The 13,770-nt window shown below is 29.9% G+C and carries 10 protein-coding genes; 5 read left to right on the forward strand and 5 right to left on the reverse strand.

Annotation, left to right across the window (positions count from 1 at the left end):
* Nucleotides 1–149 precede the first annotated feature (149 nt).
* The gene (locus tag FVF61_RS05125; RefSeq protein ID WP_394348919.1) at nucleotides 150–650 is read left to right on the forward strand and encodes an OmpW/AlkL family protein; all 501 of its coding nucleotides are present in this window, start codon (nucleotides 150–152) and stop codon (nucleotides 648–650) included.
* A gap of 119 nt (nucleotides 651–769) precedes the next feature.
* Here the strand turns inward: FVF61_RS05125 and clpB are convergent, their stop codons facing one another.
* Nucleotides 770–3,379, reverse strand: a complete 2,610-nt coding sequence (gene clpB / locus FVF61_RS05130) for an ATP-dependent chaperone ClpB (RefSeq protein ID WP_148454045.1) — start codon at nucleotides 3,377–3,379, stop codon at nucleotides 770–772.
* Between the two features lie 166 nt (nucleotides 3,380–3,545).
* Between clpB and ytxJ the strand changes: the two genes are divergently transcribed.
* Nucleotides 3,546–3,935 carry a bacillithiol system redox-active protein YtxJ gene (ytxJ, locus tag FVF61_RS05135; RefSeq protein WP_148454047.1) on the forward strand — a complete coding sequence of 130 codons (390 nt, stop codon included), beginning with the start codon at nucleotides 3,546–3,548 and terminating at the stop codon, nucleotides 3,933–3,935.
* A gap of 2 nt (nucleotides 3,936–3,937) precedes the next feature.
* Here the strand turns inward: ytxJ and FVF61_RS05140 are convergent, their stop codons facing one another.
* Nucleotides 3,938–6,382 (reverse strand): alpha-2-macroglobulin family protein, encoded by a 2,445-nt coding sequence (locus FVF61_RS05140; RefSeq protein WP_148454049.1) that lies wholly within the window; start codon nucleotides 6,380–6,382, stop codon nucleotides 3,938–3,940.
* A 189-nt stretch (nucleotides 6,383–6,571) separates the two neighbouring features.
* Here FVF61_RS05140 and pheT point away from each other — a divergent pair, with 189 nt between their 5' ends.
* Nucleotides 6,572–8,998, forward strand: coding sequence for a phenylalanine--tRNA ligase subunit beta (gene pheT, locus FVF61_RS05145; RefSeq protein ID WP_148454051.1), 2,427 nt, complete (start codon nucleotides 6,572–6,574; stop codon nucleotides 8,996–8,998).
* A 70-nt stretch (nucleotides 8,999–9,068) separates the two neighbouring features.
* On the opposite strand, the gene FVF61_RS05150 is transcribed toward pheT, so the two are convergent.
* Complete coding sequence (locus FVF61_RS05150) at nucleotides 9,069–9,260, reverse strand: cold-shock protein (RefSeq protein WP_109310084.1); 192 nt, start codon at nucleotides 9,258–9,260, stop codon at nucleotides 9,069–9,071.
* A gap of 184 nt (nucleotides 9,261–9,444) precedes the next feature.
* On the opposite strand from FVF61_RS05150, the gene FVF61_RS05155 reads away from it, so the two are divergent.
* Entirely contained in the window at nucleotides 9,445–9,678 is a 234-nt protein-coding gene (locus FVF61_RS05155) for a putative signal transducing protein (RefSeq protein WP_148454052.1), read from the forward strand.
* A 29-nt stretch (nucleotides 9,679–9,707) separates the two neighbouring features.
* On the opposite strand, the gene FVF61_RS05160 is transcribed toward FVF61_RS05155, so the two are convergent.
* Nucleotides 9,708–11,333 carry an ABC-F family ATP-binding cassette domain-containing protein gene (locus FVF61_RS05160; protein WP_148454054.1) on the reverse strand — a complete coding sequence of 542 codons (1,626 nt, stop codon included), beginning with the start codon at nucleotides 11,331–11,333 and terminating at the stop codon, nucleotides 9,708–9,710.
* A 249-nt stretch (nucleotides 11,334–11,582) separates the two neighbouring features.
* Here FVF61_RS05160 and FVF61_RS05165 point away from each other — a divergent pair, with 249 nt between their 5' ends.
* Nucleotides 11,583–13,007, forward strand: a complete 1,425-nt coding sequence (locus FVF61_RS05165; protein WP_148454056.1) for a TlpA family protein disulfide reductase — start codon at nucleotides 11,583–11,585, stop codon at nucleotides 13,005–13,007.
* Between the two features lie 47 nt (nucleotides 13,008–13,054).
* On the opposite strand, the gene fsa is transcribed toward FVF61_RS05165, so the two are convergent.
* Nucleotides 13,055–13,708, reverse strand: a complete 654-nt coding sequence (fsa, locus tag FVF61_RS05170; protein WP_148454058.1) for a fructose-6-phosphate aldolase — start codon at nucleotides 13,706–13,708, stop codon at nucleotides 13,055–13,057.
* Between the last annotated feature and the right edge of the window lie 62 nt (nucleotides 13,709–13,770).

Genomic DNA, 13,770 nt, shown 5'->3' on the forward strand with positions numbered 1-13,770 from the left:
AATTTTGAGGTAAATAATAATTAAATATTTACCTAATGAAAAAAATAATTTTTAGCGCATTAATTGCTTTTTTATTTGTTTTTAATACTCAAGCACAAGAGGAGAATTCAACTTCTTAAGATTACAACAAATGGCAAACACGTTTTCGTGTGATTACTGTTATCCCTTCTCCAGGAGACGATCTTGATGGTGCAGATATAGATATCTCAACCTCAGTTGTTCCAGAATTAGATTTTACTTATTTCTTTACTAAAAACATTGCAGCCGAATTAATTTTGGGTACTACAAGACATAATGTTGAAGTTGAGGATGGAGTGGATTTAGGACATGTATGGTTACTGCCTCCAACTTTAAATGTACAATACCATTTTTATGCTGGCGATTTCAAGCCTTATGTAGGAGTGGGTGTTAATTATACTATTTTTTACGGAATTGACGAAGGTGATGTAGAGGATTTAGATTATGAAAACTCTTTTGGTTTTTCTTTTCAGGCTGGAGTGGATTATAATTTAAATAAAAAATGGTTTTTAAATTTAGACTTTAAGCAATTGTTGCTTTCTACTGATGTAACTGTTAATAATGGTCCAGATGATGTAGAAGTAGATATCAATCCTTTAATTATTGGAGTTGGTGTAGGTATGAAATTTTAATTTTTTTTATACTTATTATTATAAAACAAAAAGCAACGTTCCTCTTTTAAGATTTACGTTGCTTTTTTCAATTAACTAACCAACTAATATGAAAAACGTTTATTTTCTAAATTTATTATTTAATATTCTTCAGTAACCAAGCTAGATTGATTTCTAAATACTAATTTATTTTCGAAAGCATCTAATAATATAATGCTATCAGTAGTAACATTACCAGATAAGATTTCTTTACTTAAAGTATTTAACACTTCTTTTTGAATGACTCTTTTTACTGGTCTTGCTCCATATTCTGGATTGAAGCCTTTATCTGCTAAATATGTTATCGCTTCATTTGTTGCATCAAACGTAATATTTTGTTGTGCAAGCATTTTAGTTATTCCTTTTAATTGTAAGACAACTATATCTACAATATTCTCTTTTGTTAAAGGAGTAAACATAATGGTGTCGTCTATTCTATTTAAGAATTCAGGTCTAACACTTTGTTTTAACAAGGCTAACACATCTACTTTTGCTGCTTCAATAGCAGAATCTATATCTTTTGTAGCTTCAAAACGCTCTTGAATAATATGACTTCCCATGTTTGATGTCATAATTATAATTGTGTTCTTGAAATCTGCTACTCGTCCTTTATTATCTGTTAATCTGCCTTCATCTAATACTTGAAGTAGAATATTAAAGGTATCTGGATGTGCTTTTTCAATTTCATCTAATAAGACTACAGAATAAGGTTTACGTCTTACAGCTTCTGTTAATTGTCCACCTTCGTCGTAACCAACATATCCAGGAGGAGCTCCAACCAATCTACTAACAGCATGACGTTCCTGATATTCGCTCATATCTATTCTGGTTAACGCATTTTCATCATCAAATAAATACTCTGCTAAAGCCTTTGCAAGTTCTGTTTTACCAACTCCAGTTGTTCCAAGAAATAAAAAAGTTCCAATTGGTTTTTGTGGGTTTTGTAATCCAGCTCGACTTCGTCTTACGGCATCACTTACAGCAACAATAGCTTCTTCTTGTCCAACCACCCGTTTGTGTAGTTCGTCTTCAAGTTTTAAGAGTTTCTCTCGTTCACTCTGAATCATTTTAGTTACAGGAATACCAGTCCATTTCGCAACAACTTCTGCTATATCTTCATAAGTTACTTCTTCTTTTATTAATGAGTTTTCAGATTGATTTTCTTGTAATTCTTTTTGAAGTTTTTCAAGTGTTTCTTGAGCTTCTTTAATCTTTCCATAACGAATTTCTGCTACTTTGCCGTAATCTCCATCACGTTCTGCACGTTCAGCTTCTAGTTTGAAATCTTCTATATTTGCTTTTGTAGTCTGGATATTATCTACAACTTCTTTTTCACTTTTCCATTTCGCATTAATTTCGTTTCTTTCTTCTTTAAGATTTGCTAAATCTGAACGTAATGATTTTAATTTGGCTTCATCTTTTTCACGTTTAATAGCTTCAATTTCAATCTCTAACTGCATGATTTTTCTATCTAAAACATCTAATTCTTCAGGCTTAGAGTTGATTTCCATGCGTAATTTTGAGGCTGCTTCGTCCATTAAGTCAATAGCTTTATCTGGTAAAAAACGATTCGTAATATAACGTTCAGATAATTCTACTGCGCCAATAATAGCTTCGTCTTTGATTCTAACCTTATGATGTGTTTCATATTTCTCTTTAATTCCACGTAAAATAGAGATAGCACTTTCGGTATCTGGTTCATTCACCATCACTTTTTGAAAACGTCTTTCTAATGCTTTGTCTTTTTCGAAGTATTTTTGATACTCGTCTAAAGTAGTTGCACCAATAGCTCTTAATTCCCCTCTAGCTAAAGCAGGTTTCAGAATATTTGCAGCATCCATAGCTCCTTGTCCACCACCTGCACCAACAAGCGTGTGGATTTCATCTATAAATAAAACAATGTCTCCATTGCTTTCGGTAACTTCTTTAATAACAGCCTTTAAGCGTTCTTCAAACTCTCCTTTATATTTTGCACCAGCAATTAATGCTCCCATATCAAGTGCGAAAATTTGTTTGTCTACTAAATTCTCTGGAATATCTCCATCTACAATTCTATGAGCTAATCCTTCAGCAATAGCTGTTTTACCAGTTCCTGGTTCTCCAACTAAAATGGGGTTATTTTTAGTTCTACGTGATAAAATTTGAAGAATTCTACGTATTTCTTCATCACGACCAATAACAGGATCTAATTTGCCATCTTTTGCTAATTGGTTTAAGTTTTTAGCGTATTTATTTAATGAATTATAGGTTTCTTCCTGACTTTGAGAAGTTACACGATCTCCTTTTCTAAGTTCTTCAATGCTTGCTAATAGTGCTTTTTCAGTAGCACCTTGATCTTTTAGCATCTGAGCTATTTTACTATTAGATTTAAAAATGGCTAAGATTAAATGTTCAATAGAAACGTAATCATCCTTCATCTTTTTAGCAATAATAGATGCTTCGTTTAAGCTTTTACCTGCTTCACGAGAAAGCATGATATCTCCACCAGAAACTTTTGGGAAATTTTCCAATTGTTTATCTAGAGCTTGTTCTAAAACTAAAATATTGATGTTTAACTTTTTTAGTATAAATGGTAATACGTTTTCATCAATTTCAGAAATGGCTTTAAAAATATGCTCATTTTCTATTTGTTGATTGTTTAAGCTTTGTGCAAGTTGTTGTGCTTGCTGTATAGCTTCTTGTGATTTTATTGTATAATTATTTAGATTCATAGTATTTGTTGTTTCTTTACAAATCTTATAAGTCAATTATCTTACCAAGATATTTTGTGAGACAAAATGACTGATTAAGCCAATAAAAGTATGACGTTTAGTCAGTTTGTAAGATTTTAAAAATAGTTACGACTATTTTGTTGTTAAAAAAGAGAGGTTTACAATTATGGGTTTATTTAATAAAATATTTAATGGTTCTTCTGAAGTAAAATTAGAGAAAGTGTTGCCTTGGATAGCGTTAAATAGCGTTACTCAGTTGGCTGAGATAGAAGAAAAATCAAAATACAAAACACAAATTGTATTTAAACATTCTACACGATGTGGTATAAGTAGAATGGTAATGAAACAGTTTGTTAATGCTTATAACATATCTGAAACTGACGCAGATTTATATTATTTAGATTTATTGAATTATCGAGATGTGTCTAACGAAACTGGTTATAAATTTCAAGTAATGCACGAATCTCCACAATTACTCATTATTAAAAATGGTTTTGTAGTAACTCATGCATCACATGGTTCTATTAAAGATTTGAATTTAGAACTTTATATATAAGCTTAATTGGACTCTTTATTTATAGTTATACTTTTATAAATCAATTGTCCATCAGCATTCATACCATTAATAATAAGTTTTAAATTTTGATGTTTTTCTGTGCTAATAGTTAAATAATTAGGCGTTTTCGCATTTAAATAAAAATTAGGAACCCAATCAATCGTACTGTATAATTCTTCTGACGATTTATTAGGAAAATAGATCTCAGAATTTTTAAAGGTTTCGGTTGGTGTATTAAAACCGAACTCTGTCTCGCTTACTTGGATATCTGGATTTATTATTTCTCCTAAACCTTTCATTAATTGTCCAGTTTTAGTGTAAACATGTATAACTCCACCAGTACCACGAATACCAAATCCTGCACCACTAGAATTAATAGTTACTGAAGCTATGTCAAACATTTGTATACCTACTAAATCTGTTTGATCGTACATTGGTATATCATCTAAAAACACAAGATAAATAGTTGGTCCACCAAGAAGAGATCTTCTTCCTCTAGTATTTTGTATACTTACAGTTTTAACATCTAAATAGTTTACTTGGATGCCAGGAAGTGTTTTTAGATAGAATAATAAATCAGCTCCAACAAATGTTTTTTCATCTGGCACATAAATTTGTGTAAAGCCTTTAGCAACAACTTTATCTTCAATTCTTTTTGTTAATATCTCAAGGTCTGACTCAACTTTAGTTTTTATTAAAACTTCATCTAATACTTCTTCGTCCATTAATAGTGGCACATATTCTTCTTCTATTGCATAAGACGTTTCGAACTTTGTTTTGTTATATACTTCTGCCGTCCTAGTAAGTAAGCTATCTGGACGATATTTATTGAAGTTTTTATAGACATAAAAGCCTGCTTTTTCAATTTCACCTTTTTCATTTAGAAGAGCTAATTTATATTTTGAAGGATGTGTTAGCATTAAGCTATCAAACTCAAATTGTTTTTCACCTTTTAAAGGTTTTACAAGTAAAATATTATTTTCAGTTGAGGATAACATGACTTGATGTCTAGATAAATCTTTGCCTTTATAATTTACTGAGCCTTTAATTCTTACACCATGTTCAGATTGAAATACTAGGTTGCTTTCATCTTTAATATTTTTTTGAACTTGAGTATTTTGAATAGCTGTTTGAATTAATAAATCCATGCTGTGTTTGTTGCCATTGGTTTCGTTGTAATAATCTGCCAAATTAAACCCTGTTTCTTTTAGGTAAGGGACAAGCTGAAACTCTGTAATAATATTTTGCTGATTGTTGTATGAAATGGTGGCTTCAGGTAATACAGATATACTTAAATTAGCATCAGCTAATTTGTTTAGCATATTAAAATTAAGCGTAATAGAATCTGTTGAGGCTTGAAATTGAGTGACATCTAATTCAATATTTTCAGGCTTGTTCCAAAAGGAGTATTCTGAAATAGGTTTGTTGTTTTTATCAAATAAGGTTAAAGTATTTATGCCACTAAATAAGTTTTCCTTTAAAAAGTTAATTTGATAGCTTGTTATTTCTTTATTAATTTCAATTGGAGCAACCGATTTAGCAAAGCCATCTCTGTGCAACACCAATATTAAAGACTGGTTATTATAGTTAGAACTTGTGGCATTATTAGTTTTTAGTAGAAAAGAAAATGTGTTTTGGTCAGTTACTTGTGATTTTTTCTGGATAATGAATCCTAATAAATTAGCTTGTGGCAGAGAATAAGATTTTTCAACACCATTAATGTTTAATACTGCAGTATAGTTGCTGTTGTAATGGATATTAAATCTTCCCATCCCATATTTGTCACTCATTAATCTTGTAACAATTTCTCCAGTGGCATTATCTATAATTTTTCCAGAAGCTTTTACAGGAATTTGGTTGTTTTTTATTGTAAATGCCATGTTGTTTACTTCATCTTTTAATATGGTTTGGCTTTCTGGATAAAAACTAATGGTATATAGATCATTATTCTTGGAAGAATTTGAGGTTTTAGTAATTGAAGCAGTTGTGTTATTTTCTGTTATGGTTTCAGTTGTGCTTAAAATTTGAATAGGAATTACAGAACCACTTTTAAAATTTTTATTTCTATGTGTATCTACATCAATAAAATAGTTTCCTGAAATTAAATCAGGATTTAAATCTATTTCTCCATAGGTAAAACCAGCTTCAGCATAAAAAAGCTGACTACTAATTAATTTTTTTTCAGGTGAATAAAAATTCAAAAACAAATTATTAGTCTTTAAATTGGGTTTATTGTTTGAATCTTCAACAATATAGGCTTTAAACCAAATTTTTTCTCCTGAATAATAAGTAGTTTTGTTGGTGTGTAAATAAAATTTTTCTTTATCAACATTTGATAAATAGCTGTTTTCTGATAAAAATTCTTTTGTTTTCTCTGAAAAATTTACTTGACTAGAAATAGAAAATGTAACTAATAAAAGTAAAATGGAAAGTAGATTTGATTTCATAAGAATTAGTTTAGATGTAGGATATTTATCACAATAATGATGCCAGATTATTTATGTTTTTAACAATTTAATTTTTACAAATTTAAATTATTTTAGTTTTTAAACTGTTTATTAATTACAATTTTAACAGCATTGTTTGAATGCTAAAAGCAATCTGCTATCTTTGCACTTTTAAAGAAAATAGCAAACATGAAGATTTCTTACAATTGGTTAAAACAATTTATAAAAACAACTTGGTCAACAGATCAAATAAGTGAATTACTTACAGATTTAGGTCTTGAGGTGGAGGGAGTTACGTCTTTTCAGTCTGTAAAAGGAGGCTTAGAAGGAATAGTTGTTGGAGAAGTTTTAACATGTGTACAGCATCCCAATGCCGATAGACTAAAAGTAACAACCGTTAATGTAGGATTAGAGAATCCATTACAAATTGTTTGTGGTGCACCAAATGTAGCTGCTGGACAAAAAGTTCCTGTTGCTATTATTGGCACTACTTTATACTCTGAAGAAGGAGAGACTTGGACTATAAAGAAAGGAAAAATTAGAGGCGAAGCGAGTCATGGAATGATATGTGCTGAAGATGAATTAGGTCTAGGAGAATCTCATGATGGTATTATGGTTCTTGATTCGAAACTTAAAATAGGAACGCTACTAGCAGATGTTTTTAAAGTTGAAAACGATCATGTGTTCGAGATTGGTTTGACACCAAATAGAGCAGATGCTATGAGTCATCTAGGAACTGCAAGAGATTTAAAAGCTGGACTCCTTCAAAAAGAGGTTAATGTTGAATTAATTACGCCTTCTGTAAGTGCTTTTCATGTAGATAATAGAACGTTACGAATTGATGTTGAAGTTAAAAATAAAGATTTAGCGCCTAGATACTGTGGTGTTACTATTTCTGGAATTAAAGTTGAGGCATCACCAAGTTGGTTGCAAAACAGATTGAAGGCAATAGGTTTAACTCCAAAAAATAATATTGTTGATGCTACAAATTATGTGTTACACGAATTAGGACAGCCACTTCATGCTTTTGATGCAGCTAAAATTACTGGTAATAGAATTGTAGTAAAAACACTGCCAAAAGGAACCATGTTTACAACGCTAGATGAGGTTGAACGTGAATTGCAGGAAGACGATTTAATGATTTGTAATGCAGAAAAACCAATGTGTATTGCTGGTGTTTTTGGAGGGATTGATTCTGGAGTTACAGAAGCAACAACAAGTATCTTTTTAGAAAGTGCTTATTTTAATCCTGTTAGTATTAGAAAAACAGCCAAAAGACATAATTTAAATACAGATGCTTCTTTTAGATTTGAAAGAGGTATTGATCCAAATATTACAGAATACGCATTAAAGCGTGCTGCCTTATTGATACAGGAAATTGCAGGAGGAGAAATTACTAGTGATGTTTCAGATTTTTACCCTAATAAAATTGAAGATTTTCAAGTGCGTTTAAGTTTTGAAAATGCAAAGAAATTAATTGGAGAAGAGATTCCTAGGGAAGTTATCAAACAAATTTTGATGTCTTTAGATATTAAAATTAACAATGTTACAGAGACAGGGTTGGGATTAACAGTTCCTGCTTATAGGAATGATGTGCAACGTGAAGCTGATATTATTGAAGAAGTTTTACGAGTATATGGTTATAACAACATTAAAACTACCGAAAAACTTAATGCATCCATTTCTAATACATCTAGATTTGAAGATTATAAACTGCAAAACGTTATTGGGAATCAGTTGGTTTCTCAAGGATTTTTTGAAACCTTATCCAATTCTTTAACGTCACCAGATTATATTAAATTAAGCGAGCAGCTTAATGGTGGGAATAATGTTGAAATGCTAAATCCATTAAGTAATGATTTAAGTGTATTAAGACAGTCTGTATTGTTTTCAGGATTAGAAAATGTAAGCCATAATATAAATAGAAAGAGAAATGATTTAAAGCTATTTGAATTTGGCAAAACCTACCATGATTATAGTGGAAAACGTGAAGAATTTAAGCATTTATCACTATTTGTTACAGGTAACAGAAATAACGAACGTTGGAATTCTATAGCAAAGCCAAGTGATTTCTTTTTCTTAAAAGGGACTGTTTCAAGTGTTTTAGAAAGATTAGGTTTATCTCATTATAAAGCATCACCAATTAAGAATGATGTGTTTAGCGAAGGTGTTGTTTTTTCTTTAGGGAAAAAACAGCTTGTAGAGTTTGGATTAGTAAAAAAATCTATTTTGAAATATTTTGGAATTTCCCAAGATGTTTTATTTGCCGATTTTAATTGGGACAATATAATTGTATTAGCTAAGCATCAATCTATTAAATTTAAAAACATTCCTAAATATCCAGAAGTTAAGAGAGATTTTGCTCTTTTATTAAACGATAAAATTACTTTTGAAGATATTGATATAATTGCAAATAAAACTGAAAAGCAATTGCTTAAAGACGTTAATTTATTTGATGTGTATCAAGGAAAGAATTTACCAGCTGGTAAGAAAAGTTATGCTGTTAGTTTTACGCTTCAAGATGAAAACAAAACGCTTACAGATAAGCAAATAGAAAAAATAATGAAGAAACTTCAGTCTAATTTTGAAAAAGAATTAGGAGCAGAGTTAAGATAAATAAATTAATAGATATAAAAAAGCCTGCAAATTGCAGGCTTTTAATTTCTTCAATAAGTTAAAATATATATTATAGTACTTTAACGTTTACTGCGTTCATTCCTTTTCTACCTTCTTGTAAATCGAATTCTACTGCATCACCTTCACGAATTTCATCGATTAATCCAGAAATGTGTACAAAATGTTCTTTGTTTGTGTCATCTTCAACTATAAATCCAAAACCTTTTGAATCGTTGAAAAATTTTACTGTTCCTTTACTCATTGTAATAATTATATTTATTTAATAATAAAACAAATATAATCATATAATTTTATAAAGCGATAATTTGTTGTTTTTTTTGAACAAGTTCAATATCACCTTCATATTATTTCTAATATTTTATTATTCTTAACAGATATTTAGATTGTTATTTCGTATCTTTAAATGAATGCTTAATTGAAATGATATGGATTCTAGTTATCAAAAAATATATACAGGTAGTTTTATTATAGCGCAATTAATTGTTGATAAATTGGAAGCGGTAGGAATAAGTCCTATAGTTAAAGATGAAACAGAATCTGGAAGACTAGCAGGTTTTGGATCTTCAATTCCTGGGTATCAAGAAATATTTGTTAGTGATGATGAGCTTGATGCGGCTGTTCCAATTGTAGAAAGTGTAACAGCCGAATTACAGTCATAAAAAAAGCTCTGGATTTCCAGAGCTTTTTTTTAAACCATTACTGCATACATTTTACTTCGTAGCTCTTTAATTTTTGGATCTTGCATGTATTCATCGAAGGTTGTATATCTATCTATAACTCCATTAGGTGTTAATTCTACAACTCTGTTTGCTACTGTTTGAGCAAACTCATGATCATGAGTAGAAAACAAAACAGTTCCCTTAAAGTTTTTTAAGGAATTATTAAAAGCTGTAATACTTTCTAAATCTAAATGGTTTGTAGGTTCATCAAGCATTAATACGTTGGCTCTTACCATCATCATACGACTTAACATACATCTTACTTTTTCACCTCCAGAAAGCACATTCGATTTTTTAAGTGCTTCATCACCACTAAAAATCATTTTTCCTAAAAAGCCACGAATATGAACTTCTTCACGTTCTTCTTCAGTTTTTGCCCATTGGCGTAACCAATCAACCAAGGATAAATCATTCTGAAAAAACTCGCTATTATCTAATGGTAAGTATGATTGAGTAGTTGTTATTCCCCAATCGAAAGTTCCAGAATCTGCTTTTTCTTTCCCATTTAATATTTGATAAAAAGCTGTTGTTGCTCTGGAGTCTTTAGAGAATAATACCACTTTATCTCCTTTAACTAAATTTAAATCAATCTTACTAAAAAGAATATCTCCATCAAGGGAAGCAGATAAATTTTCAACATTTAATATTTGATCTCCAGCCTCTCTATCTCTTTCAAAAATAATAGCAGGATATCTACGACTTGAACGTTTAATATCTGCAATATTTAATTTTTCAATCATTTTCTTTCTACTAGTAGCTTGTTTAGATTTAGCAACATTAGCAGAAAAACGTCTAATAAATTCTTCTAATTCTTTTTTCTTTTCTTCAGCTTTTTTGTTTTGTTGTGCATGCTGTCTGGCTGCTAATTGAGACGATTCGTACCAGAATGTATAATTACCAGAAAAATGATTAATTTTTCCAAAATCTATATCTGAAATGTGTGTACAGACAGCATCTAAAAAGTGTCTATCGTGGGAAACAACAATCACGCAATTATCGTAATTTGCTAAAAAGTTTTCTAGCCATGAAATGGTTTCGTAATCCAGGTCGTTTGTTGGCTCATCCATAATTAATACATCTGGAGAGCCAAAAAGTGCTTGAGCTAAAAGAACACGAACTTTTTGTTTACCATCTAAATCTTTCATTAGTGTATAATGAAATTCTTCAGAAATTCCTAAATTAGATAGCATAGCAGCTGCATCACTATCAGCATTCCAACCGTTCATTTCTTCGAATTGCACCTGTAACTCTCCAATTCTCTCAGCATTTTCGTCTGAGTAATCAGCATATAATGCATCAATTTCTGTTTTTAGCTTAAATAAGGGTTTGTTGCCCATTATTATTGTTTCTAATACTGTATGATCATCATATAAATTATGATTTTGTTCTAATACAGACATGCGTTTTCCAGGTTCTAAATGAACATGTCCAGAAGTAGGATCTTGTTTTCCAGCTAGAATCTTTAAAAAAGTAGATTTACCTGCACCATTTGCACCTATAATCCCATAACAATTACCTTGATTAAAAGTTGTGTTAACTTCGTCGAAAAGTACACGTTTCCCAAATTGAACAGATAAATTAGAAACTGATAACATATTGTTTGATTTAATTTTTACTCAGATGATTATTAAATAATTATAAGGTCTTTAAAATCTTACAAATTAAAAAATTTTACTCCTTGACATAAAATCTCTTAAAAGTTTTGCAAAAGTAGAAAAAAGCAACAACAACAAGAAACAAAACCAATCTAATTAATATTTAACAACGAATTAACAACACCTTTAATAGGCAACTTTTACTTTTGTAGTTGATAGTAACCTTATTGTAGTATATTGAAAAGGCTTATGAAGTATTTTTATTTGATATTATTATTTATAGTAACTCTTGTTTCTTGTAAAAAAGATTCTAAACAAGATGAAGGAGATATTGCATATATAGGAGGAGAGATTATAAATCCTTCAAATAATTATGTGGTTTTACTTAAAGATAATACAGTAGTTGATACAATTACCTTAGACTCAAAAAATAGATTTATTTATAAACTTGACCATCTTAATTCTGGTGTGTATAAGTTCTATCATGGTGTTGAATTCCAAATGTTACTTTTAGAACCAAATGATAGTATTATGCTTCGATTAAACACCATGGAGTTTGATGAATCTTTAGTCTTTACTGGTAAAGGTGCCAAAAAGAATAATTATTTAATCAATTTATATTTAAATGGGGAGTTTGAAGAAGAAACAATTTTAGAATATAGCCAATTGCCTGTGAATGAATTTGAAGATAAGTTAGACTCAATTCATGCAGTTAAAATGGATAGATTGCAAAAATTTAATTCTAAAGGAACTACTTCTCCCTTTTTTCAACAGTTAGCTCAGACTAAAATTAATCAAGACTATTATTTAAGTAAAGAAATTTATCCATTTTGGAAATACACCCAAAGTGAACGTAAGAATTTTGAATCTTTACCAGAAGATTTTTATGATTATAGAGATGACTTAAATTACAATGATGCTTTTTTGTTAGAATATTATAGGTATTCGTCTTTTTTTAAACATCATTTTGAAAACATTGCATTAGCTGAGCATTTTAAACAATCAACCGACAGTATTTTTGATAGACAATCGTTGAATTATAATTTAATTAGATTGAATTTAATAGATAGTTTAATGTCTAATGAAGATATTAAAAACTCTTTACTAGTAAGTTCTACTATGGAGTTTATAATCAATAATAAAAATGTAGATCAATATGATGCAGTGTTGAATTCTTTTACACAAAAAAGTACAAATCCTGACCATAAAGAATATGTAAGTAAGTTAGTTACTTCTCTTAAAGGATTAAAAACTGGTAGTCGATTACCTGAAGTAAAAGTTTTTGATGTTTATAATAACGAGTTAAACTTAAGATTTGTAAATAATAATCAACCTAGTGTTATTTTCTTCTGGTCTCAATCAAATTTGATGCATTTACAAGAATGTCATAACAAAGTAAAAGAACTAAAAGAAAAATATCCAGATGTATCATTTATTGGTGTAAACGCTGATAATGAAAACAAAGAGCTATGGAAAAAAGCATTAAAGAAGTATAAACTACTAGACGATCAGGAGTATATATTTAAATTTCCTAAAGAAGCAAAGCAAGCATTAGCTATCTATCCAATTAACAAAGTTATAATAGTAGATAGTAAGGGGTTAATAGAAAATGCCCATACCAATATGTTCTCTATAAATTTTGAAGAAGAATTACTAGGCGTATTAAACCAATAATAAAAAAGCCTCAACATTTGTTGAGGCTTTTTTATTTATAACTATAATTAGTTTCCTTTTTTATAATCTTCTAAGAATTTTGCTAAGCCAATATCTGTTAATGGATGTTTTAATAGTCCTTCAATAGCGCTTAGAGGTCCAGTCATTACATCAGAACCTAGTTTTGCACAATCAATTATATGCATGGTATGACGCACTGAGGCAGCTAATATTTGAGTTTCAAAACCATAATTATCATAAATATGACGGATTTCTGAAATTAGATTTAAACCATCTGTTGAGATGTCGTCTAATCTACCTATAAAAGGAGATACATATGTAGCTCCAGCTTTAGCAGCTAGTAAAGCTTGGCCTGGAGAAAAGACTAAAGTTACATTGGTTTTAATGCCTTTATCACTAAAGTATTTACAAGCTTTTATACCATCTTTAATCATTGGTAATTTAATAACAATTTGGTCATGTAATTCTGCTAAAGCTTCACCTTCACGAATCATTCCTTCAAAATCAGTAGAGATTACTTCTGCACTTACATCTCCATCAACAATGTTACAAATGTCCACATAGTGTTTTAAAATATTATCAAGACCAGTAATGCCTTCTTTTGCCATTAAAGAAGGGTTTGTTGTAACACCATCTAGTACTCCTAAATCTTGTGCTTCTTGTATTTGGTCTAAATTTGCAGTGTCAATAAAGAATTTCATAAGTATAATTTTTTTTGATTTCCTGTATGAGGATAATGTTTTTAGTTGTGTTTATTTTGAAG

Source organism: Xanthomarina maritima, assembly GCF_008084905.1.
GTDB classification, from domain to species: Bacteria; Bacteroidota; Bacteroidia; order Flavobacteriales; family Flavobacteriaceae; genus Xanthomarina; species Xanthomarina maritima.

Bases quoted from the DNA above. Each gene is read 5' to 3' on its own strand.
- clpB (WP_148454045.1), bottom strand. From the start codon at position 3,379: ATGAATCTAAATAATTATACAATAAAATCACAAGAAGCTATACAGCAA.
- ytxJ (WP_148454047.1), top strand. From the start codon at position 3,546: ATGGGTTTATTTAATAAAATATTTAATGGTTCTTCTGAAGTAAAATTA.
- FVF61_RS05140 (WP_148454049.1), bottom strand. From the start codon at position 6,382: ATGAAATCAAATCTACTTTCCATTTTACTTTTATTAGTTACATTTTCT.
- pheT (WP_148454051.1), top strand. From the start codon at position 6,572: ATGAAGATTTCTTACAATTGGTTAAAACAATTTATAAAAACAACTTGG.
- FVF61_RS05150 (WP_109310084.1), bottom strand. From the start codon at position 9,260: ATGAGTAAAGGAACAGTAAAATTTTTCAACGATTCAAAAGGTTTTGGA.
- FVF61_RS05155 (WP_148454052.1), top strand. From the start codon at position 9,445: ATGGATTCTAGTTATCAAAAAATATATACAGGTAGTTTTATTATAGCG.
- FVF61_RS05160 (WP_148454054.1), bottom strand. From the start codon at position 11,333: ATGTTATCAGTTTCTAATTTATCTGTTCAATTTGGGAAACGTGTACTT.
- FVF61_RS05165 (WP_148454056.1), top strand. From the start codon at position 11,583: ATGAAGTATTTTTATTTGATATTATTATTTATAGTAACTCTTGTTTCT.
- fsa (WP_148454058.1), bottom strand. From the start codon at position 13,708: ATGAAATTCTTTATTGACACTGCAAATTTAGACCAAATACAAGAAGCA.